The sequence below is a fragment of the Pseudarthrobacter sp. NIBRBAC000502770 genome (genome assembly GCF_006517815.1).
Classification (GTDB): Bacteria; Actinomycetota; Actinomycetes; order Actinomycetales; family Micrococcaceae; genus Arthrobacter; species Arthrobacter niigatensis.
This window is the reverse complement of sequence record NZ_CP041198.1, coordinates 1539262-1561014: the sequence shown is the minus strand read 5'-3', so window position 1 is coordinate 1561014 and position 21753 is coordinate 1539262. Positions and strand designations below refer to the sequence as shown.

19 protein-coding genes are annotated in these 21753 nt (G+C 65.6%); 3 read left to right on the top strand and 16 right to left on the bottom strand.

What is annotated here, in order from left to right:
* Positions 1-10 precede the first annotated feature (10 nt).
* Genes zwf through pgl form a run of 3 tightly spaced genes read left to right on the top strand, consistent with a single transcriptional unit; the run spans position 11 to position 3316 of the window.
* Positions 11-1570: a glucose-6-phosphate dehydrogenase gene (gene zwf, locus NIBR502770_RS07515; RefSeq protein WP_141160500.1), complete on the top strand. Its 1560-nt coding sequence runs from the start codon at positions 11-13 to the stop codon at positions 1568-1570.
* Positions 1567-2508, top strand: a complete 942-nt coding sequence (locus tag NIBR502770_RS07510) for a glucose-6-phosphate dehydrogenase assembly protein OpcA (RefSeq protein ID WP_141160501.1) — start codon at positions 1567-1569, stop codon at positions 2506-2508. Before zwf ends, NIBR502770_RS07510 begins: the two co-directional genes overlap by 4 nt.
* Positions 2498-3316 carry a 6-phosphogluconolactonase gene (gene pgl / locus NIBR502770_RS07505; RefSeq protein ID WP_141160502.1) on the top strand — a complete coding sequence of 273 codons (819 nt, stop codon included), beginning with the start codon at positions 2498-2500 and terminating at the stop codon, positions 3314-3316. The genes NIBR502770_RS07510 and pgl overlap by 11 nt, the downstream gene beginning before the upstream one ends.
* On the opposite strand, the gene NIBR502770_RS07500 is transcribed toward pgl, so the two are convergent.
* The 16 genes from NIBR502770_RS07500 to NIBR502770_RS07425 all read right to left on the bottom strand — a co-directional run bounded on the left by NIBR502770_RS07500 (position 3269) and on the right by NIBR502770_RS07425 (position 21681).
* Positions 3269-3661 carry an RNA polymerase-binding protein RbpA gene (locus NIBR502770_RS07500; protein WP_141181544.1) on the bottom strand — a complete coding sequence of 131 codons (393 nt, stop codon included), beginning with the start codon at positions 3659-3661 and terminating at the stop codon, positions 3269-3271. The two genes, pgl and NIBR502770_RS07500, sit on opposite strands and share 48 nt — an antisense overlap.
* A 140-nt stretch (positions 3662-3801) precedes the next feature.
* Entirely contained in the window at positions 3802-4059 is a 258-nt protein-coding gene (gene secG, locus NIBR502770_RS07495; RefSeq protein WP_141160504.1) for a preprotein translocase subunit SecG, read from the bottom strand.
* A gap of 48 nt (positions 4060-4107) precedes the next feature.
* A complete protein-coding gene (gene tpiA / locus NIBR502770_RS07490; protein WP_141181543.1) occupies positions 4108-4923 on the bottom strand; it encodes a triose-phosphate isomerase in 816 nt (271 codons plus the stop codon).
* Between the two features lie 106 nt (positions 4924-5029).
* A complete protein-coding gene (gene pgk, locus NIBR502770_RS07485) occupies positions 5030-6256 on the bottom strand; it encodes a phosphoglycerate kinase (protein ID WP_141160506.1) in 1227 nt (408 codons plus the stop codon).
* A 10-nt stretch (positions 6257-6266) separates the two neighbouring features.
* Positions 6267-7277 carry a type I glyceraldehyde-3-phosphate dehydrogenase gene (gene gap, locus NIBR502770_RS07480; protein ID WP_141160507.1) on the bottom strand — a complete coding sequence of 337 codons (1011 nt, stop codon included), beginning with the start codon at positions 7275-7277 and terminating at the stop codon, positions 6267-6269.
* Positions 7278-7536: 259 nt separating this feature from the next.
* Positions 7537-8163 carry a superoxide dismutase gene (locus NIBR502770_RS07475; RefSeq protein ID WP_141181542.1) on the bottom strand — a complete coding sequence of 209 codons (627 nt, stop codon included), beginning with the start codon at positions 8161-8163 and terminating at the stop codon, positions 7537-7539.
* 102 nt (positions 8164-8265) lie between these two features.
* The gene (whiA, locus tag NIBR502770_RS07470; RefSeq protein WP_043454785.1) at positions 8266-9246 is read right to left on the bottom strand and encodes a DNA-binding protein WhiA; all 981 of its coding nucleotides are present in this window, start codon (positions 9244-9246) and stop codon (positions 8266-8268) included.
* 9 nt (positions 9247-9255) lie between these two features.
* On the bottom strand, positions 9256-10275 hold the full coding sequence (gene yvcK / locus NIBR502770_RS07465; protein WP_141160509.1) for a uridine diphosphate-N-acetylglucosamine-binding protein YvcK: 1020 nt from the start codon (positions 10273-10275) through the stop codon (positions 9256-9258).
* Entirely contained in the window at positions 10275-11195 is a 921-nt protein-coding gene (rapZ, locus tag NIBR502770_RS07460) for an RNase adapter RapZ (RefSeq protein ID WP_141181541.1), read from the bottom strand. The genes yvcK and rapZ overlap by 1 nt, the downstream gene beginning before the upstream one ends.
* Before the next feature lie 67 nt (positions 11196-11262).
* Positions 11263-13263 carry an excinuclease ABC subunit UvrC gene (gene uvrC, locus NIBR502770_RS07455; RefSeq protein WP_141181540.1) on the bottom strand — a complete coding sequence of 667 codons (2001 nt, stop codon included), beginning with the start codon at positions 13261-13263 and terminating at the stop codon, positions 11263-11265.
* A 79-nt stretch (positions 13264-13342) separates the two neighbouring features.
* Complete coding sequence (locus NIBR502770_RS07450; protein ID WP_141160512.1) at positions 13343-14011, bottom strand: 1-acyl-sn-glycerol-3-phosphate acyltransferase; 669 nt, start codon at positions 14009-14011, stop codon at positions 13343-13345.
* Positions 13998-14714: an HAD hydrolase-like protein gene (locus tag NIBR502770_RS07445; RefSeq protein ID WP_141181539.1), complete on the bottom strand. Its 717-nt coding sequence runs from the start codon at positions 14712-14714 to the stop codon at positions 13998-14000. Before NIBR502770_RS07445 ends, NIBR502770_RS07450 begins: the two co-directional genes overlap by 14 nt.
* Before the next feature lie 79 nt (positions 14715-14793).
* Positions 14794-17715, bottom strand: coding sequence for an excinuclease ABC subunit UvrA (uvrA, locus tag NIBR502770_RS07440; RefSeq protein ID WP_141160514.1), 2922 nt, complete (start codon positions 17713-17715; stop codon positions 14794-14796).
* 47 nt (positions 17716-17762) lie between these two features.
* Positions 17763-18143: a GntR family transcriptional regulator gene (locus NIBR502770_RS07435; protein ID WP_141181538.1), complete on the bottom strand. Its 381-nt coding sequence runs from the start codon at positions 18141-18143 to the stop codon at positions 17763-17765.
* Complete coding sequence (locus NIBR502770_RS07430; RefSeq protein WP_141181537.1) at positions 18140-19954, bottom strand: ABC transporter ATP-binding protein; 1815 nt, start codon at positions 19952-19954, stop codon at positions 18140-18142. Before NIBR502770_RS07430 ends, NIBR502770_RS07435 begins: the two co-directional genes overlap by 4 nt.
* Complete coding sequence (locus NIBR502770_RS07425) at positions 19951-21681, bottom strand: ABC transporter ATP-binding protein (protein WP_210418929.1); 1731 nt, start codon at positions 21679-21681, stop codon at positions 19951-19953. The genes NIBR502770_RS07430 and NIBR502770_RS07425 overlap by 4 nt, the downstream gene beginning before the upstream one ends.
* Positions 21682-21753 lie beyond the last annotated feature (72 nt).

Genomic DNA, 21753 nt, shown 5'->3' with positions numbered 1-21753 from the left:
AAAAGCAACCATGCCAGAAACTGAATACGGCCGGAAAGGCACGGGCCGCGGGCGTAATCCGCTGCGCGATCCGCGCGACCGCCGTTTGAACCGGATCGCCGGTCCGTCCTCGTTGGTTCTTTTCGGGGTCACGGGCGATCTTGCCCGCAAGAAGCTCATGCCTGCGGTCTACGACCTCGCCAACCGTGGCCTGTTGCCGCCCAGTTTCGCCTTGGTGGGTTTCGCCCGCCGGGAGTGGGACAAGGAGGATTTCGCCGCGGAGGTGAAGGCCTCGGTGCAGGCACACGCCCGGACCCCGTTTGACGAGGCAGTGTGGAATCAGCTCTCCGAGGGCATCAGGTTTGTCCAGGGCGAGTTCGACGACGACGCGGCCTTTGAGCGGCTCGGCGAAACGATCAAGGAACTCGACGATGTCCGGGGCACCCGGGGGAACCACGCGTTTTACCTGTCGATCCCGCCGAAGGCGTTCGAGCAGGTCTGCCGTCAGCTGTCCAAGCACGGCCTCGCGCAGGCCGACGGGGACAAATGGCGCCGGGTGGTGATTGAGAAGCCGTTCGGCCACGACCTGGAATCGGCCCGGCAGCTCAATGACATTGTTGAATCGGTGTTCCCGCCGGATGCGGTGTTCCGGATTGACCATTACCTGGGCAAGGAAACGGTGCAGAACATCCTGGCGTTGCGGTTCGCAAACCAGTTGTTCGAGCCGTTGTGGAACGCGAACTACGTGGACCATGTCCAGATCACCATGGCCGAGGACATCGGCACCGGTGGCCGGGCGGGCTACTACGACGGTGTCGGTGCGGCACGGGACGTGATCCAGAACCACCTGCTGCAGCTGCTTGCGCTGACCGCGATGGAGGAACCGATCTCGTTCAACGCAGATGACCTGCGGGCGGAGAAGGAAAAAGTCCTTGCAGCGGTAAAGCTTCCGGAGGATTTGTCGACACATTCGGCGCGGGGCCAGTTCACGGGCGGCTGGCAGGGCGGCGAGCAGGTCCTGGGCTACCTGGAAGAAGAAGGCATTCCCGCCGATTCGACCACGGAAACCTATGCCGCGGTGCGGGTGGACATCCACACCCGCCGCTGGTCCGGGGTACCGTTCTACCTGCGGGCCGGCAAGCGCCTGGGCCGGCGGGTCACCGAGATCGCGGTGGTGTTCAAGCGCGCACCAAACCTGCTGTTCACAGATCACGGTGAGGACGATTTCGGGCAGAACGCTGTAGTCATCCGGGTCCAGCCCGATGAGGGCGTGACGATCCGGTTTGGGTCCAAGGTCCCCGGCACGCAGATGGAAGTCCGGGATGTGACCATGGACTTCGGGTACGGGCACTCGTTCACCGAATCCTCCCCTGAGGCGTACGAGCGGCTGATCCTGGACGTGCTGCTGGGTGAGCCGCCGCTGTTCCCCCGGCACGAGGAAGTGGAGCTGTCCTGGAAGATCCTCGACCCGTTCGAGGAATACTGGGCATCACTGTCCGAACAGCCCGAACCCTACGCCCCCGGCTCCTGGGGCCCGGCCAGCGCGGATGAGTTGCTGGCCCGTGACGGACGAACCTGGAGAAGGCCATGATCGTAAACCTGCCAGATACCACCACCTCGAAGGTTTCCAAGAAGCTCATGTCCCTGCGCGAGCAGGGCGGGGTGATCGCCTTGGGCAGGGTCCTGACCCTCGTTGTGGTGACCAAGTCCGGGCTGGAGGAAGAAGCGATCGAGGCCGCCAACGACGCGTCCCGGGAACACCCCTGCCGGATCATCGTGCTCGCCGACGCCGGGAAGGACGCCCAGGACCGGCTCGACGCACAGATCAGGGTCGGCGGGGACGCCGGCGCGTCCGAGGTCATCGTGCTGCGCGGGTACGGACAGCTCGCCCACGAAAGTGAGTCGCTGGTCGCAGCGCTGCTGCTCCCGGACGCTCCGATTGTGGCCTGGTGGCCGCACGGCGCCCCCGAGAACGCCTGCGAAACATCCATCGGCGCGATCGCGCACCGCCGCATCACCGATTCGGCGAACGAACCCGACCCGCAGGCTGCCCTGGAGCGGATCCACCAAACCTACAAGGCCGGGGACACCGACCTCGCCTGGACCCGCCTGACCAACTGGCGCATCCAGCTCGCAGCTGCCCTCGACGAAGTGGACTCTTCGCCGGTGACCGCGGTAGCAGTCGAAGGCGCTTCGGACTCACCCTCCACCATCCTGCTGGCGGCCTGGCTCACCCTGACCCTGGACGCCCCGGTGACCATCGTCGCGGACCCGGCCGGGACGGGCATCCGCCGTGTCCGCCTCAGCCGTCCCGGCGGTGACGTCCAGCTGTTCCGCCCGGGACTTTCCATCGCCGAACTCACCCAGCCGGGCCAACCCGCCCAACGGATCTCGCTCCCGCGCCGCAGCCTCCGCGACTGCCTCGCCGAAGAACTCCGCCGCCTGGACCCCGACGAAGTATTTGGCGAAGTGATTACTATTGGACTGCCACGTACCAATCTAAGGAGCGTCCGACCCAGTGAGCGTTGACCCACGAGTAAGTATCCATCCTGATTCGTCCGTCCTCATGGCCGCCATAGCGGCACGCCTGATCACCAAGCTCGTTGATGTCCAGGACAAGTACGGCGAAGCCACGGTGGTGCTCACCGGGGGAACCGTGGGAATCGGCACGTTGAAAGCTGTCGCGGACTCCCCGGCAGCGCCCGCCGTCGACTGGTCCAAGGTCAACTTCTGGTGGGGTGACGAACGCTTCGTCGGTTCCGCGGATCCGGAGCGGAATACCAAGCAGGCCTTCGACGCATTGCTCTCGCACATTCCAGTGGACCCGGAACGGGTCCACTCGCCGGGTTCGTCCGATGAGTTCGGCACGCCGGAGGAAGCGGCTGAGGACTATGCGCGCCAGCTTCGCGATGCCGCAGCAGCGGAGCACGCAGCCGACATGTCCGACGACAGGCCCGAGGAGCCATCCGCACTCCCCCGCCTGGACGTCGTCCTGCTGGGTGTGGGCCCTGACGCCCACATTGCTTCGCTGTTCCCGGAGCAGGCCGGAGTCCGCGAGAAGGAGCGCACAGTGGTGGGTGTGCGGAATTCGCCCAAGCCGCCCCCGCTGCGCATCTCCCTGACCCTGCCTGCCATCAACACGGCAGCGGAGGTCTGGATGGTTGTGGCCGGCGAGGACAAGGCAGGAGCCGTGGGACTCGCCCTGGCCGGGGCAAATCCGGTGCAGGTGCCCGCGTCCGGGCCCCGCGGAACGTCCCGCACATTGTGGCTTATCGACGAAAACGCGGCGTCACGTGTCCCCGAGCAATTGGTCCGGAAGGACGCCGCGGGCGCGTAGCTTCTCCAGCGCTCCGGCCAGGACGTCCTCGGCGTCCTGGCCGGAGCGCCGTTCTTTAACGTACTCAAGATGGCTCTTATAGCCGTCCTCAAACGGATCGTCCGCTACCGCCTGGCCGTCCCTGGACGCGGGCGCGCCGCAGCGCCGGCAGTCCCAGATGCGCGGAATCTGCTCCTCCGGCATCTTCAGGAACACCGGCTGGGTCTCATGGCCCTTGGCACACCAGTAGGACACCCGGATCCGCGGGAGGGACCCCGGGGACGAGTCGTTGGACTGCAGGCTCGAACCGGAGCCTGCAACCACCCCGGCCCGGGTGCCCCGAAAGCCTGATGACGGATGGACCATGGAAACGCCTCCCTCGAACCCGTGACTGGAGCCCGGCAGCTTAAACCAAAAAACTGTGGCTGCCGGGTGAACCGACAGCCACAGTTTAGGGGCAGGGGCCGCGTGGCGGGAGTGCCACTGGACCCTATTCAGCGAATTCGTTACGAGTCAGCAGTACCGCTGAACCGCATGATCAGGCCGAGTGCGATGATTACTATGCCCCAGGTGACGCCCAGGACGATGGTGAAGCGGTTCAGGTTGCGTTCTGCCACGCCCGAAGAGCTGAGCCCTGAACTCATGCCGCCACCGAACATGTCGGACAGCCCGCCGCCGCGTCCCTTGTGCAGGAGGATCAGCAGCGTCAGCAGGAGGCTGGTGATCCCCAGGAGGATCTGCAGAATGACATGAAGAACGTCCACGACGGCCTTTCGGAAGTTGGAATTGCGGGAGGGTGTACCGGTGGCAGGCTAGTCCGTCACCAAGTGGCTCTCGAACCTGACAATATTAGCAAACTCGGCGGGGTCAAGGCTGGCACCGCCCACCAGGACGCCGTCCACGTCACGCTCCTGCAGGATGGCGGCAGCATTGTTGGCCTTGACCGAACCACCGTAGAGCAGGCGCGTCTTGGCCGCCACGTCAGCGCCGAACAGCTTTTCCAGCTCGGCGCGGATGGCGTCGCACATTTCCTGGGCGTCCTCCGGTCCTGCCACTTCGCCGGTGCCGATGGCCCAAACGGGTTCGTAGGCTACCACCAGTTCAGCGGCCTGCTCGTTGGTGAGCCCGGCCACGCCGGCGCGGAGTTGCTGCAGCGTGTGCTCAACGTGGGTCCCGGCCTGGCGGATTTCCAGTCCCTCGCCGACGCAGAGGACAGGGGTAACGCCGTGCTTGAAGGCCGCCTTGACCTTGGCGTTGAGGACGTCGTCTGACTCGTTGTGGATGGTGCGGCGTTCGCTGTGGCCCACCAGGACGTACTGGCATCCCAGCTTGTTCAGGAACTGCCCGGAAATGTCGCCGGTGTACGCCCCCGAATCGAATTGCGACAGGTCCTGCCCACCGTAGGCGATCTCCAGGTCGTCGCCCTGGACCAGGGTCTGGACGCCGCGGAGGTCGGTGAACGGCGGGAAGACCGCAACCTCAACGCGGCTGTAGTCGTGCTTGGCGTCGGACAGCGTCCAGGCCAGCTTCTGCAGCAGGGTGATGCCCTGCACGTGGTCCATGTTCATTTTCCAGTTGCCCGCAATGAAGGGCTTGCGGTCGAAGGCGCCGTTCGTTGACGTAGTCACGTGATCTCCAAAAGTTCTTGATATGTGTTCGGCCGGCAGGCTGCCGCGGGCAACCTGCCGGCCGGAGGACTGCGAAGTCCGGTACTGCGGGACAGCAGCGGTGGTTCTACCGGTCCAGGACGCTGAGGCCGGGGAGTTCCTTGCCTTCGAGGTATTCCAGGCTGGCGCCGCCACCGGTGGAAATGTGTCCGAACTGGTCATCGCTGAATCCCAGGGTGCGGACTGCGGCAGCCGAATCGCCGCCGCCCACCACTGTGAATCCGTCGGTTTCCGTCAGGGCCTGCGCGATGGCACGGGTGCCTGCAGAGAACGCCTCGAATTCAAAGACACCCATCGGGCCGTTCCAGAAGACCGTACGGGCTCCCTTGATCCGCTCGGCGAAGGCCGCAGCGGTATCCGGTCCAATGTCCAGGCCGATGCCCTGGGCACCAAAGGTGCTGCCCTCGATGGCGTCGGCAGGCACTGTCTCATGCGCGGCGTCGGCAGCGAACTTCTCCGCTACCACCACGTCCGTGGGAACCACGAATTCGGTTCCGGCGTCAGCCGCGCGCTTCAGGTAGTCCTTGACGACAGGGATCTGGTCTTCCTCAAGGAGGCTTGAGCCAACCTTGTGACCGGCTGCCGCCAGGAATGTGAAGAGCATGCCGCCGCCCACCAGGATGGTGTCAGCCTTGCCGATCAGGTTGTCGATCACTGCAAGCTTGTCCGAGACCTTGGAACCGCCCAGAACCACCACGTAGGGACGCTGGGTGTCGGCGGTCAGCTTCCGCAGGACCTCCACCTCGGTGTGCACCAGGTCGCCCTGGTACGACGGGAGCCGCGTGGCGACGTCGTAGACGCTCGCGTGCTTGCGGTGGACGGCGCCGAAGGCGTCGTCCACGTAGGCGCCGTTGCTGCCGGTGAGGGCCACCAGCTCGTCAGCGAAGGCACCGCGTTCAGCGTCATCCTTGCTGGTCTCGCGGGCGTCGAAGCGGACGTTCTCGAGGACAAGGGCTTCACCGTCCTGCAAGGACGCCGCAGCTGCCTTGGCGGCGTCACCGACGGTGTCGGCGGCCAGGGTGGCCTTGAAGCCGGCAAGTTCGGCGAGGCGGTCCACTGCAGGGCGCAGGGAGTATTTGTCCTCCGGGGCGCCCTTGGGGCGTCCGAGGTGGGCTGTTACCAGCACGCGGGCACCGGCGTCCGTGAGCTTTGCCAGCACTGGGAGCGAGGCCTTGATGCGGCCATCGTCAGTGACTGTAGAGCCGTCGAGCGGCACATTCAGGTCACTTCGAACCAGAATGTACCGCCCGCGGACACCTTCAGCGATCAGTTCGTTGAGGGTGTGTGATGTCATGTGTCTAACCCTAGCCCAGCTTGGCTGCCACAAGCTCCGTGAGGTCGACGAGGCGGTTGGAGTAGCCCCATTCGTTGTCATACCAGGAAACAACCTTGACCTGGTTGCCAATAACCTTGGTGAGGCCGGCATCGAAGATCGAGGAAGCAGGGTCACCAACGATGTCGGAGGACACGATGGGCTCCTCCGTGTAGGTCAGGAAACCCTGCAGCGCGTCGGACTCGGAGGCACGCTTGAGCGCTGCGTTGACTTCCTCCACGGTGGTTTCGCGGGAGACGGTAACGGTGAGGTCGGTGGCAGAGCCCGTGGGGACGGGGACGCGGATGGCGTAGCCGTCCAGCTTGCCCTTCAGTTCGGGGAGCACCAGGCCAATGGCCTTGGCGGCACCCGTGGAGGTGGGAACCATGTTGATGGCGGCGGCACGGGCACGGCGCAGGTCCTTGTGGGGGCCGTCCTGGAGGTTCTGGTCCGCAGTGTAGGCGTGCACGGTGGTCATGAGGCCACGCTCGATGCCGAACTCGTCGTTGACCACCTTGGCCAGCGGGCCGAGGCAGTTGGTGGTGCAGGACGCGTTGGAAATGATGTTGTGCTTGGCGTTGTCGTAGAGGTCGTGGTTGACGCCCATCACGATGGTGATGTCCTCGTCCGAGGCGGGGGCGGAGATCAGGACCTTCTTGGCGCCGGCATCGATGTGCTTCCTGGCGTCGGCTGCCTTGGTGAAGAAACCGGTGGATTCGATGACGATGTCAACGCCCAGTTCACCCCAGGGGAGGTTGGCCGGATCGCGTTCCGCCAGGACCTTGACCACATTGCCGTTGACGACGATGTTGCCGTCCTTGACCTCGATGGTTTCCTTCAGCCGGCCGCCGACGGAGTCGTACTTGAAAAGGTGGGCCAGCGCTTCGGGGCTGGTGAGGTCGTTGACGGCAACGATTTCCAGGTCCGCACCCTGGGCCAGTGCTGCGCGGAAGTAGTTGCGGCCAATGCGGCCGAAGCCGTTGATACCAATACGGGTCGTCACTTTTACAGTCTCCTTGGTGCTCTGAAAAGCACTACTAGTTGAGCGGGCGTTCAAGCCAACTAACAGATCCCGCACGCCATTGGGCAGAGATGATTTACACGGAGGGCGACCAGCCTCATTGCTGAAGGCTAACCGCCTTCCGTGACCTATCTTACGTTTAACTGGGTCCGCCCCCGCAAGTGCGGGGGCGGACGGTCCACATCCCGGCCGGTTTAAGTCAGAATGTGAAGTTTGTTACAGCTGTGTATAACGCCGGTCACTACGGGAGGGTGATCAGGCCCGTGGCGTTGGCGCGCGCTGCCTCGAAGCGCTGGGCGACGTCCGCCCAGTTGACGATGTTCCAGAACGCCTTGACGTAGTCGGCCTTGACGTTGACGTAGTCCAGGTAGAAAGCGTGCTCCCACATGTCGAGCATCAGCAGCGGGGTGGTGCCGAGCGCCACGTTGCCCTGCTGGTCGTAGAGCTGCTCGATGACCAGGTTCCCGCCGATGGGTTCGTAGGCCAGGAAGCCCCAGCCCGAGCCCTGCAGGCCGAGGGCGGCCGCGGAGAACTGCGCGCGGAAGGCATCGAAGGAGCCGAAGGCGTCGTCGATTGCGGCGGCCAGTTCGCCCTCGGGCTTGTCGCCGCCGTCCGGGGAGAGGTTCTTCCAGAACACCGAGTGGTTGATGTGGCCGCCGGTGTGGAACGCGAGGTCCTTGGAGAGCCGGTTGATGTTGGCGAAGTCGCCCTTTTCACGTGCCTCGGCCAGCTGGGCCAGTGCGTTGTTGGCGCCTGCCACGTAGGTGGCGTGGTGCTTGCTGTGGTGCAGCTCCATGATCCGCGCAGAGATGTGCGGTTCGAGGGCGGCGTAATCGTAGCTGAGTTCCGGCAATACGTACTCGGTCACAAAATCCTCCAATATCGTGGACCAGGAAGGCCCGGTTGGTAACTCTCGGATTGTGCATCCGGGCAGCTGGTGCCCGGAATTATTTCTGATTCTATGGGGCGCCTACTCGTCCAGCATTTCAGGCGTCACATTGGCGTCCGTTCCGGGAATGCCCAGGTCAAGTGCACGCTTGTCCGCCATGGCCAGCAGGCGGCGGATCCGGCCCGCGATCGCATCCTTGGTCATCACGGGGTCGGCCAGCCGGCCCAGCTCGTCAAGGCTTGCCTGCTTGTGCGCCACCCGCAGCTCACCGGCGTACTTGAGGTGGTCGGGGACGTCGTCGCCGAGGATTTCCAGGGCGCGTTCGACCCTTGCGCCGGCGGCGACGGCTGCCTGCGCGGAGCGGCGGAGGTTGGCGTCGTCAAAGTTGGCGAGCCGGTTGGCGGTGGCCCGGACCTCCTTGCGCATGCGGCGCTCCTCCCACACCATCAGGGCGTCGTGGGCGCCCATCCGGGTCAGGAGGGCGGCGATGGTGTCGCCGTCGCGGATCACAACGCGGTCCACTCCCCTGACTTCACGGGCCTTGGCCTGGATATCGAGCCGGCGGGCGGCCCCCACCAGGGCCAGTGCCGATTCCGGTCCCGGGCAGGTGACCTCCAGCGACGACGACCGGCCCGGTTCGGTAAGTGACCCATGCGCCAGGAACGCCCCGCGCCACACGGCCTCGGCGTCCGCGGCGGAACCGTTGACGACGGCGGATGGCAGCCCGCGCACGGGGCGGCCCCGTCCGTCCAAAAGGCCGGTCTGCCGAGCCAGCGCCTCGCCGTCGCGGACCACGCGGACTACGTAGCGGCTGGCGCGCCGGAGTCCGCCGGCGGACACTACGATGATCTCGCTCTGGTGTCCGTAGACTTCCGCGATGGCGGCGCGGAGCCGGCGCGCGGTGGACGCCAGGTCCACTTCCGCCTCGATCACGATCCTGCCGGAGATGATGTGCAGCCCCCCGGCGAACCGGAGCATTGCGGAAACCTCAGCCTTGCGCACTGAGGACTTCTTGATGTCCAAACGGGACAGTTCTTCTTTGACCGATGCTGTCAGTGCCATGGCACCTTCCTAACTGTTCCCAAAAATGTCCTGGTACGCCGTGGCCAGCCTGAGCGGCTCGTGGACGGGGCGGCGTCCCGACGCCCCTACTTTACCCAAGACAACCTCCGCGCCGATCATGCCGGCGGCCTTCTCGAACTCCTGCCGGTCGGGCACGGACGCCGGATCGGCCAGGACCACGTCCACGCTGAACTCAGGGGCGTAGCGCCGGAGGACGTGGAGGTGGTCGGCCGCGGTCATTCCGGTGGTTTCCTTGGTGTCCGTGGCGAGGTTCATGGTGAGGCAGCGTTTGGCGGGGGTGCTGCACAGTGCCTGCCGCATCTCCGGCAGGAGCAGGTGCGGCAGGACGGAGGTGTACCAGGAACCCGGCCCCAGGACCACCCAGTCCGCCAGTTCGATTGCCGTCAAGGCTTCAGGGCAGGCCGGCGCGGCGGGGGGCAGGAGCCGGACCTCCTCCAGCGATCCGGCCACTGCGCAGCGGGCCTGGCCGCGGAGGGTCTGCAGGGCTGTCCCGCCGTCCGGGGCGGTAACCCTGACGTCGCCTTCGATGGTCAGCGGGACGGTGGACATGGGCAGGACCTGGCCACGGGCGCCCAGCAGCGCACCGGCCCATTTGAGCCCCGCGACGGCGTCACCGAGCAGCTCCCACAGCGTAACGATCAGCAGGTTGCCCATGGCGTGCTCATCCAGGGAGCCGCCGGGGCCCTTCCCGGCGCGGAACCGGTGCTGCATGACGTCGCGCCAGGTGCGTCCCCAGTCGGTGTCGTCGCAGAGCGCGGACAAAGCCATGCGCAGGTCTCCCGGCGGGAGGACGCCGTACTCTTCGCGCAGGCGCCCGGACGAGCCGCCGTCGTCCGCTACCGTGACGATAGCCGTGAGCTCGGAGGTGAGCAGGCGCAGTGCCGACAGTGAGGCCGCCAGGCCGTGCCCGCCACCCAGGGCCACGACGTTGGGACCCTTGTCCTGCTGGCCCGAGCCCTTACCAGCGGCCGGCGGCACCAGGGGCAGGGCTCCGGTGAACAGTGCCATTACTCTCGGCCCAGATCCCGGTGCGCGGTAGTCACCGTGACCCGCGGGTACTGTGCGAGCTTCTTTGAAAGTTCCACTGCCACAGCAACGGAGCGGTGCTTGCCGCCGGTGCAGCCGACGGCGATGGTGGCGTAGTGCTTGTTCTCCCGGCGGTACCCCTCCAGGACTGGTTCCAGGGCGAGGACGTAGCGGTCCACGAAGTTCTTGACTCCCTCGGCCTCCAGGACGTAGTCGCTGACATCCTTGTCCAGGCCCGTCTGCGGACGGAGCTGCGGTACCCAGTGCGGGTTGGGGATGAACCTGACGTCGGCGACATAGTTCGCATCCACCGGGAGCCCGTACTTGAAGCCAAAGCTCATGACGTTGAGCCGCAGCGCCACCGGGCCGGTTTCACTGAACAGTTCCGTGATGGCGGTGGCCAGCCCGTGGACGTTGTAGTTGGAGGTATCGAGGACGACGTCGGAGCTGTCGCGCAGTTCCTGCAGCAGCTCGCGTTCGGCTGCGATGCCGTCCAGGATCCGGCCGCCGCCCTGGAGGGGGTGCGGCCGGCGGCCCTGTTCGAACCGCCGGACCAGGACGTTGTCGCTGGCGTCGAGGAACAGGACGCGGAAAGTGACGCCGCTGGCTGCGAGGGCGCCCAGCGCCGCCCGGATGTCCGCAAACAGGCCTTTGCTGCGGACATCGATGACCACTGCCAGCCGGGGAATCGACTGCGGGGCGTGGGAGACGAGCTCGGCGAGCGTGCCAAGCATCTGCGGCGGCAGGTTCTCCACGACGTACCAGCCGTGGTCCTCCAGCGCGTCCGCGGCGGTGCTTCGTCCGGCGCCGGACATCCCGGTGACCACCAGCAGTTCCGCTTCGAGCGGCTTGACGGGCTCCAGCCCGTCGTTGCCTCCGGATTCCGCCGTCGTGTCTGCCATGGAGCCTGCCCCGTTTCCTCGTTGTCCTGCCGGTCCCCGCGATGGCAGGGCCCGCCCTTTACCCTAGCTAAGTTTCAATGATTTCGCCGGTCGCCATGTTGATCGCGGGCACCGTCACGGCCTCGGGACCCTCTGTGGCAAAATGGCTGACGATGGCCCCGGCCAGGGCAGGGCCAATGCCCTTCGCCTCGGCGAGCTCCTCCGCAGTGGCTGCCTTCACACCCTTGACCGATCCGAAGTGTGCCAGCAGGGCCTTGCGCTTGGAGGCGCCAAGGCCTGGGACGGCGTCCAGCGCGGACACCGTCATGGCCTTGCCGCGCTTCTGCCGGTGGAACGTGATGGCGAAGCGGTGCGCCTCGTCACGGATCCGCTGGAGCAGGTACAGGCCCTGGGATGTACGGGGCAGGATCACCGGGAAGTCGCTGTCCGGAAGCCATACTTCCTCGAGCCGCTTGGCCAGGCCCACCACGTACACATCATCGATGCCCAGGTCCTTCAGGGCGCGGGCCGCTGCGTTAACCTGCGGCTGGCCGCCATCCACCACCACCAGGTTGGGCGGGTAGGCGAACTTGGCCTTGGGCGCCGGAGTGGTGGTGTCCAGGGCAGCAGTGCCCGGTGCCGGGTCCTGGCCGTCGGCTTCCAACACCGCTTCGTCCACCTGCGCCGACTTGTCCTGGAGGTAGTGGCGGAACCTGCGGGTCAGGACGTCATGCATGGCGGCAGTGTCGTCGGCGGCCGCGGCCCCGGTGATGGAGAACTTGCGGTAGTCGGACTTCTTCGGCAGTCCGTCCTCGACCACCACCATGGAAGCCACCACATTGGTGCCCTGGACGTGGGAGACGTCGAAACATTCGATCCGGAGCAGGGGGACGGGGAGGTCCAGGGCTTCCTGCAACTCCTGCAGGGCCTGCGACCTGACGGTGATGTCCCCGGCGCGGCGTGTCTTGTGGAGCTTGAGTGCATGTTCGGCGTTTTCGCGGACCGTGGACATCAGCGCCGCCTTGTCCCCGCGCTGGGGCACCCGGATGTCCACTTTGGCCCCGCGGATCCCCGCCAGCCAGGTGGCCAGGTCTTCCAGGTTGCTCGGCGCTACCGGAACCAAAACCTCGCGCGGCAGCCGGCCGTGCGTGTCGCCGTCCTCCCCGTAGACCTGCTGCAGCAGGTGCTCCACCAGGTCCGGAGTGGTGAAGTCTTCCACCTTTTCCACCACCCAGCCCCGCTGGCCGCGAATCCTGCCGCCGCGGACGTGGAACACCTGGACAGCAGCCTCCAGCTCATCCTCGTGCAGGGCGAAGACGTCGGCGTCGGTGTCCTCGGACAGCACCACGGCATTGCGTTCGAATACCTTCCGCAGCGCGGTGATGTCGTCGCGCAGCCGGGCGGCGTGCTCGTAGTCGAGCTTCGCCACGGCGTCGGACATCTGCTTTTCCAGCTTGTTGATGAACCTCTTGGCTTCGCCGCCCATGAAGGCACAGAAATCGTCGGCCAGGGCCCGGTGGTCCTCTGGCGAAATCCGTCCAACGCAGGGCGCGGAACACTTGTCGATGTAGCCCAGCAGGCATGGCCGCCCGCTGGCCTGGGCGCGTTTGAAGACGCCGGCGCTGCAGCTCCTGACGGGAAAGACCCGGAGCAGGGTGTCCATGGTTTCCCGGATGGCGCCGGCGGTGTAGGGGCCGAAGTAGCGGGTTCCCTTCCGTTTGTCCCCCCGCATGACCTGCACCCGGGGGTACTTCTCACTCATGGTCACGGCAAGGTAGGGATAGGTCTTGTCGTCCCGGAACACCACGTTGAAGCGCGGCTTGAATTCCTTGATCCAGGTGTATTCGAGCTGCAGCGACTCAAGCTCGCTGCCCACCACGGTCCACTCCACGCTGCTGGCTGCATGGACCATCGCATAGGTTTTCGGCAGCAGCCCGGCCGGATTGGCGAAGTAGGAGTTCAGGCGGGACCGGAGGCTCTTGGCCTTGCCCACGTAGATAATCCGGCCGTGCGGATCACGGAACCGGTAGACGCCCGGGTTGGTGGGGATTTCACCAGTCTTGGGCCGGTAACTTGCTGGATTTGCCACCTATCAAGTCTACTGAGTCCAGCCGGGTGTCCTTGCCGGCCGGCGCATCCGCACCGGCCGGGCAGCCCGGAGCACCGGACTACTCTGCTGACTTGCTCTGGTTGTAGCTGGCGGACCGCTCCTGTCCGCTGAGGGCGGCGATCGCATCCATGATCCGGTCCGTAACCTCACGGCGGGCCGGCAGCGAGTGGTCCGGTCCCGTCTTGTCGAAGTACAGCGGCTCCCCCACCTTCATGGTGAAGTGCTGGGGCCGGACGCCCTTTTCCCCGGCGCGCTGGAGCTTCTCGGTCCCAATCAGGCCAACGGGAATCACGGGGGCCCCGGTGGTGAGCGCGAGCCAGCCGACGCCGGTGCGGCCACGGTACAGGATGCCGTCCCGGGAGCGGGTCCCTTCGGGGTAGATGCCGATTCCGCGTCCGGCCTCGAGGATGTCGAGCAGGGTCTTCAGCGCCTGGACGCTGGCGGCTTGTTCGCCGCGCTCGACGGGAATGGAGCCCACGGACTCGAAGAAGGCTTTCATGACCCTGCCCTTGACGCCGCCCGTGGTGAAGTACTCGGCCTTGGCGAAGAAAGCCACCGGACGGGGCATCAGCGCCTGGACGATGACGCTGTCAAAAAAGGAGAGGTGGTTGGGCGCCACGATAAAGGGGCCGTCGGACGGAACGTTTTCAAGTCCGACGACGGTGGGCCGGCAAGTGCCGCCGATCAGGTTGCGCGTGGTCCAGCGGACGGCATCAAACATTTCCATCGTTGCCCACCCCGCTCATGGCCGAGGTGTGGACAGCCTGCAGCCTCTCAATGACCGCCACCAGCTCATCCCCCGTACTGACAACGGCCACGGATCCGGCTTCCTCCAATTCCCCGTCCGGGGCGAATCCCCAGACAACGCCGATGCAGTCAAGCCCGTTGGCGATGGCTCCGGACACGTCCTGGGCGCGGTCGCCCACCATAATGGCGTGCTGGGTATCGAGGTTTCGCAGGGCAGCGGCGATGATCTGGGTCTTTCCCAGCGGAACGCCTTCCACGGCTGTCTCGTCATCAGCCGAGCCATGGATGCCGTGGAAAAAGCCGTCGATGCCGTGGTGCGCCAGCACTTTGCGTGCCAGCCGCTGGGGCTTCTGGGTTGCCACCGCCACGGGCCGGCCTGCCTCAGCAAAGGACTCGAGGATACCGCGGATGCCCGGGTACAGCCGGCTCTGCGCAATACCTTTGGCGACGTAGTACTCGCGGTAGAGCCGGACAACCTCGTCAAGGTGTTCCGCCGGGACGTTGGCCACGTTAAGCAGGGAGTCGCTCAACTTGGGGCCGATCATCGCATGGAGCAGGTCCTGGCCGGGAACCGGGAGCCCCAGCCCGCGGAGGGCTGAGGCAATCCCCTCGGTTATTCCACCGGCGGGATCGACAAGAGTGCCGTCCAGGTCAAAGATCACGGGCACTGTTGTTGAAGTCACCGGGTTAGTTTCTCATGACAGCAGGAGTGCCTGAAACTCGCATTCCCGTTGCGGAATACTTCGCTGTGGTTTCGTCCGGTCAGCCGAGTATTTCTGCCAGGAATTTGCCGGTGTGGCTGGTGGTGGACTTGGCCACCTGCTCCGGCGTTCCTGCCGCAACGATCTGGCCGCCGCCGGAACCGCCGTCCGGTCCGAGGTCAACCAGCCAGTCGGCGCTCTTGATGACATCGAGGTTGTGTTCGATGGTAATCACCGTGTTGCCCTTGTCGACCAGTCCCTGCAAAACCATGAGCAGCTTCCGGATGTCTTCGAAGTGCAGGCCCGTGGTGGGCTCGTCCAGGACATAGATGCTGCGGCCGTTGGACCGCTTCTGAAGTTCTGCTGCGAGCTTGACGCGCTGCGCCTCACCGCCGGAGAGGGTGGTGGCCGGCTGGCCCAGGCGGACGTAGCCCAGTCCCACATCCACCAGGGTGTTCAGGTGGCGTGCGATGGGTGAGAAGGCGGCGAAGAATTCGGCACCTTCCTCGATGGGCATGTTGAGGACATCGGCGATGGTCTTGCCCTTGTAGTGAACCTCCAGGGTTTCCCGGTTGTAGCGGGCTCCGTGGCACACTTCGCACGGGACATACACGTCCGGCAGGAAGTTCATCTCGATCTTCAGGGTGCCGTCACCCGAGCATGCCTCGCAGCGGCCGCCCTTGACGTTGAAAGAGAACCGGCCAGGAAGGTAGCCGCGTACCTTTGCCTCGGTGGTCTCGGCGAAAAGCTTGCGGATGTTGTCAAAAACGCCCGTGTACGTGGCCGGGTTGGAGCGCGGGGTGCGGCCGATGGGGCTCTGGTCCACGTGGACCACCTTGTCCAGGTGCTCCAGGCCATGGATTGTCTTGTGCCGCCCGGCCACCTGCTTGGCACCGTTCAGCTTGTTCGCCAGCACCTTGTAGAGGATCTCGTTGACCAGTGTTGACTTGCCCGAACCGCTGACGCCGGTCACCGCAGTGAACAGTCCCAGCGGGAAGGCGGCGTCAACGTTGACAAGGTTGTTCTCCCGCGCGCCTACCACCTTGATCTCGCGCTTCTTGTCGTACTTCCGGCGTTTCTTCGGTACCTCGATGGCCTTGCGGCCGGAAAGGTAGTCGCCGGTCAGCGAGTCCCGGTTGTCCAGCAGTTCCTTGTAGGTGCCGGAATGGACTACCTGGCCGCCGTGTTCCCCGGCGCCGGGCCCAATGTCCACGATCCAGTCGGCCACGTGGATGGTGTCTTCGTCGTGCTCGACGACGATGAGGGTGTTTCCCATGTCGCGGAGCCGTGTCAGGGTTTCGATGAGGCGGCGGTTGTCCCGCTGGTGCAGGCCGATGGAGGGCTCATCGAGAACGTAGAGGACGCCCACCAGTCCCGAGCCGATCTGGGTGGCGAGCCGGATGCGCTGTGCCTCGCCGCCGGAGAGGGTCGCGGACGGACGCTCGAGGTTGAGGTACTCCAGGCCGACGTCCAGGAGGAAAGTCAGGCGGGCCTGGATCTCCTTGAGGACCTGGTGGGCGATCTGGGCTTCGCGTCCGGTCAGCACCAGGTTGTTCAGGAACTCCGCACAGTCCCGCATGGGAAGGGCGGCGACCTCGGCGATGGACTTGCCGTTGATCAATACCGACAGGGATGCCGGGTTGAGGCGTGCGCCGTTGCAGGCAGGGCAGGGAACCTGCCGCATGTATTCCTCGTACCGGTCGCGGGCCCAGTCGGAATCAGTCTCGCCGTGCTTGCGGTGGACGTATTGGATGGCACCTTCGAAGCCGGTGCTGTACTTGCGTTCGCGGCCAAAGCGGTTGCGGTACTGCACAACCACCTTGTGGTCCTTGCCGTGCAGGACGGTCTGCCGCACGTCCTTGCCCAGCTTCTCCCACGGCGTGGTCATGGAGAAGCCGACTTCCTTGGCCAGGCCTTCCAGGAGCCGGTTCCAGTATTCGGTGGTGGCAGTGCCCAGCGACCACGGGGCGATGGCACCCTCCGAGAGGGACAGTTCAGGGTTGGGAACGATGAGTTCCTCATCCACTTCCAGCCGGGTGCCGATTCCGCTGCAGGCAGCACAGGCGCCGAACGGGTTGTTGAACGAGAAGGAGCGGGGCTCGATCTCGTCGATGGCGAGGGGGTGCTCATTGGGGCAGGCAAGATTTTCCGAGAATGCCCGGATGCGTTCCGGCGCGTCTGCTTCAACGTCCACGAATTCGGCGAGGACGCGGCCTTCGGCCAGGCCCAGGGCGGTCTCGATGGAATCGGTGAGCCGCTGGCTGATCCCGTCCTTGACCACGAGTCGGTCCACCACCACCTCAATGGTGTGCTTGAACTGCTTGCCCAGCTTGGGCGGATCGCTCAGCTGGACGAGGTTGCCGTCGACGCGCGCCCGGGAGTAGCCCTTGGCGCTGAGTTCCTTGAAGAGGTCCACGAACTCGCCCTTGCGTCCGCGGACCACCGGCGCCAGGACCTGGAAACGGGTGCCCTGGTCGAGTTCCAGGAGCTGGTCCACGATCTGCTGCGGGGTCTGCTTGGATACCGGCTCACCGCAAACGGGGCAATGCGGCCTGCCGACGCGGGCCCACAGCAGGCGCATGTAGTCGTAGATCTCGGTGATGGTGCCCACCGTGGACCGCGGGTTCTTGCTGGTGGATTTCTGGTCGATCGACACCGCCGGGGACAGGCCCTCGATGAAATCGACGTCAGGCTTGTCCACCTGGCCAAGGAACTGGCGTGCGTAGGCGGACAACGATTCGACGTAGCGCCGCTGGCCCTCCGCGAAGATGGTGTCGAACGCCAGCGAGGACTTGCCGGAACCGGAGAGGCCGGTGAAGACGATCATGGCGTCGCGCGGCAGGTCGAGGTCCACGTTGCGCAGGTTGTGCTCCCGCGCGCCCTTCACCACGAGGCGGGAGAGGTCCGGCCGCTGCGGGGCAGCAGAAGGGACGGCAAGGGAAGTGGAGGGGGCAGGGGTTTCTTCAGCTAAGGCTTTAGGCACCCCATAATGCTAATCGAAAACTTTTTCGAACACTGACGGTTCCGCCCTCAGGGAACATCGTAAGCGGCAGCCAGCAGCTTCACGGCTTCGGCGAAGCTGGCACCCCGGGATTTGGCGACGGCGGCGTACGCGGCGGCCGCTTGCGAGAGGTCCCCGAGCCGCTCGTCCCGGGCCGAAACCACTGTCCCGTGCCGGCCCCGGGTGGCCACGACGCCGGCAGCCTCCAGTTCCTTGTATGCCCTGGCGACGGTGTGCGGGGCGACGTCGAGTTTCTCTGCGAGGGCGCGGACGGCGGGGAGCCTGGTGCCGGGCGCCAGCGCACCGTTGTCCGCCAGGTGGATCACCTGGAGACGTAGTTGTTCGAACAGCGCCACGCTGCTGGCAGGGTTGGGACGCCAGGATCCTGGAAACCCGTCCGGGGCGGTCACAGGCCGCCCTCCAGGACCTCGTTGCGGCCGTCCCGTTCGGCGAACTGGGCGTCGTAAAGCTTCGCGTAGTAATTGTCGGCGCCGAGCAGGCTTTCGTGCGTGCCCTGTTCGACGATGCGTCCGTGGTCCATGACGAGAATTAGATCAGCGTTCCGGATGGTGGACAAACGGTGGGCGATCATGAAGCTGGTCCGTCCGTCGCGCAGACGCTGCATCGCCTGGCGGATGAGCAGTTCCGTCCTGGAGTCAACGGAACTGGTTGCCTCGTCCAGCACCAGGACGGCGCGCCCGGCCAGCTGTGCCCTGGCGATGGTAAGGAGTTGCCGCTGGCCCTGGCTGAGTGGCTCCCCTCCGTTTTCCAGCACCGTGGCATAGCCGTGCGGCAGGGACCTGATGAAGCGGTCGGCGTGGGTGGCTTCCGCGGCTGCGACAATCGCCGCGTCCGGCGCGCCGGGCAGTCCGTAGGCGATGTTTTCCCGGATACTGCCGTCGAAGAGCCAGGAATCCTGGAGGACCACACCGAAGTGGGCCCGCAGCTGGTCGCGCGGTATTGCCGCGATGTCCCGGCCCCCCATGGTGATGGTGCCGGATGCGGGTTCCAGGAAGCGCATCAGGAGGTTCACCACGGTGCTCTTGCCTGCACCGGTGTGTCCCACGATCGCCACCGCCTGGCCGGGCTCCACGGCGAAGGTGAGGTTGCGCACGGCGGGCACAGCCCCTGGGTAGCCGAACGTGACGTCGTCGAAGACTATGCGGCCGCCGGCCGGGGCGCGGGTGCTCTGGCCGGCGTGCTCCGGGGCGTCCTCGCCCGCGTCCAGGAGCACGAAAACCCTTGCCGCCGATGCAGCGCAGGACTGCATCACGTTCAGCAGGCCGCCGATCTGTCCGACGGGCTGGCTGAACAACCGGCTGAACTGGATGAACGCCTGGACTCCGCCGATGGTCATGGCTCCAGCGATGATCTGGAGGGCCCCCACCACCGCGACCAGGATGTAGTTGAGGTTGGACATGAGCACCATCAGCGGCTGGACCACCCCGGCCGCATACTGCGCCTTGGTGGCAGCCAGCGCCAGGCGTCGGCTGCTGCGGCTGAAGACGTCCGCCGCGTGTTCCTGGCGGCCGAAGGCTTTGATGACTTCATGGCCGCTGATGAATTCCTCGACGTGGCTGTTTAGTTCGCCGGTCTCGGTCCACTGCCGGGCGAAGTGCTCCTGGGACCGCCGGGCCACCAGGACGGTGATCAGCGTGGAGACGGGGACAGTGGCAATGGCGATGGCCGCGAGCAGCGGCGAGATCCACAGCATCATGGCCAGCGAGCCGCACAGCATCAGGACGGAGACGATGAGCTGTGTCAGGACCTGGTTCAGTGCTTGGGCGATGTTGTCGATGTCGTTGGTGGCACGGCTCAGCACGTCCCCGCGGGACCTTCCCCGGAAGTAAGTGGACGGGAGTCGGTGCAGCTTTTCCTCCACGGACGCGCGCAGCCCGTACATGAGCCCCTGCACGGCCCGCGCGGTCAACGCCCCCTGCATCCAGTTGAACAGGGATGCGAACACGTACATCAGGGCCACCGCTGCCAGCAGGACTCCGAGCCGCTGGTCGAGGCTGCCCTGCAGGACGCCGGCCACCACTTCGTCGGTGGCGTCACCCAGGTACTTTGGGGCTGCCACGTTGAGGACAGCGAAGGCGCAAGTGGCTCCAACGGCCCCGAGCATCTGCAGCCGGAAGGGCACCAGGAGGCCAAGGAGCCTGCGCGCAGTCGGCCAGAACCTGTACTCCTTTTCCTTGGCTTCCGGCTCCCCTGCCGTCACAGGGTGCCGTCCAGCGCGAGCTGTGATTCGGCAATTTCCCGGTAGGTGGCCGACGTTTCCAGCAGCTCGCGGTGGGTGCCCTGGGCAACGAGGCGGCCGTCGTCCAGCACCAGGATGAGGTCTGCGCCTGCCACGGCCGAGATGCGTTCGGACACGATGATGACGGTTGCATCGGCAAGCGCCCCATCCAGGGCGCGCCGCAACCTGGTATCCGTGTCGTAGTCCAGGGCCGAGAAGCTGTCGTCGAAAAGGTAGACGGGCGCCTTCCGCACCAAGGCGCGGGCGATGCACAGCCGTTGCCGCTGGCCGCCGGAAAGGCTGGCCCCACCCTGTCCGACAGGGGTGGCAAGCCCCAGTGGAAGGTCTCCCATGAACCGCATGGCCTGCGCCGACTCCAGTGCCGCCCAGAGCTCGTGGTCGGGGGCTGCGGGTGCTGCCATCCTCAGGTTGTCGGCGATCGTCCCGGTAAACAGGTGGGAATGCTGGGGCACCATGGCCATGGCTGCGCGGAGCTGGTCCAGGGACAGGTTCCGGACGTCGTGGCCGGCCAGGGTGACGCTGCCCTCGGTGGGGTCGAGGAAACGGGGGATCAGGTTCAGCAGCGTTGTCTTGCCACTTCCGGTGGAGCCGACAATTGCGGTGGTGGTGCCGGCAGCGGCGGTAAAACTGATCTCCGCAAGCACGGGGGCCTCAGCTCCCGGATAGGCGAAGCCGACGCCCTGGAAAGACACAGCAGCCGGCTGAATTGTGTCCACCCGGGGCTGCGCGCCGGCCGCGGCCGAGCTGCTGACGGACGGCTCCGTATCCAGCACTGCCTGGATGCGTTCGGCGCAAGCGGAGGCCCGCGGCGCCGTCATCAGCACATACATTGACATCATGATGGCCAGCAGGATCTGCATGATGTAGGCGATGAAAGCCGTGAGGGCGCCGAGGTTCATCAACCCCGCCTGGATGCGGTGGCCGCCGAACCACACCACGGCCACCGAGCTGATGTTGACCACCAGCATGATCATGGGCAGCATTCCGGCTACCAGAAGCGCCGACCGCAGATTGTTGGCGGTCAGCCGGGCGTTGGTGTCCGCAAACCGCCGCATTTCATGGCCCTGGCGGACAAAGGACCGGATCACATCCGTCCCGATGATCTGTTCGCGCAGGATGCCGCCTGACCGGTCCAGCAGGTCCTGCCCCTCCCGGTAGAGCGGGATGAGGCGCCGGACGATCGAGTACATGATCAGCAGGAGGAGCGGAACAATGACGATTACCACCGCGGACAGGGCCACATCCTGCTGGACGGCCAGGACGATCCCGCCGATGCCCATGGCCGGCCCGGCGAAGAGCATGGTAAAGACCAGCAGGGCGAACGCCTGGATCTGTTGGACGTCGTTCGTGGCGCGGGTGGTCAGGCTGTGGGTTCCGAACAGGGCCACATCCTGCGAGGAGAAGGACTGGATCCGGTTGAAGATGTCCGCCCGCAATCGGTGCCCGATCTTCATCGCAACAAGCGCGCCGACATAGCAGGCAGCAATGGCGGCTGCCGCCTGCACCACCGCGATGGCAGCCATGAGCGCACCCAGCCGGGAGATCACCTGGGGTTGGCCGGCCACGATCCCGTCATCGATGATGGCCGCGTTCACGGTGGGCAGCAGCAGGTTGGCCGCTGCCTGGACCAGTTGGAGGACGATGATCGCCCATACGTGCCCGCGTTGGCCGGCAAGCTGCCGCCTCATGAGTCCGACCAGCAAAATACCCCCTGTACATGCCTACGGCCGACCAGGGGCCAGCGGCTTGACCCCTGAACT

Bases quoted from the DNA above. Each gene is read 5' to 3' on its own strand.
- zwf (WP_141160500.1), top strand. From the start codon at position 11: ATGCCAGAAACTGAATACGGCCGGAAAGGCACGGGCCGCGGGCGTAAT.
- NIBR502770_RS07510 (WP_141160501.1), top strand. From the start codon at position 1,567: ATGATCGTAAACCTGCCAGATACCACCACCTCGAAGGTTTCCAAGAAG.
- NIBR502770_RS07500 (WP_141181544.1), bottom strand. From the start codon at position 3,661: ATGGTCCATCCGTCATCAGGCTTTCGGGGCACCCGGGCCGGGGTGGTT.
- pgk (WP_141160506.1), bottom strand. From the start codon at position 6,256: ATGACATCACACACCCTCAACGAACTGATCGCTGAAGGTGTCCGCGGG.
- whiA (WP_043454785.1), bottom strand. From the start codon at position 9,246: ATGGCACTGACAGCATCGGTCAAAGAAGAACTGTCCCGTTTGGACATC.
- yvcK (WP_141160509.1), bottom strand. From the start codon at position 10,275: ATGGCACTGTTCACCGGAGCCCTGCCCCTGGTGCCGCCGGCCGCTGGT.
- rapZ (WP_141181541.1), bottom strand. From the start codon at position 11,195: ATGGCAGACACGACGGCGGAATCCGGAGGCAACGACGGGCTGGAGCCC.
- NIBR502770_RS07450 (WP_141160512.1), bottom strand. From the start codon at position 14,011: ATGGAAATGTTTGATGCCGTCCGCTGGACCACGCGCAACCTGATCGGC.
- NIBR502770_RS07425 (WP_210418929.1), bottom strand. From the start codon at position 21,681: ATGAGGCGGCAGCTTGCCGGCCAACGCGGGCACGTATGGGCGATCATC.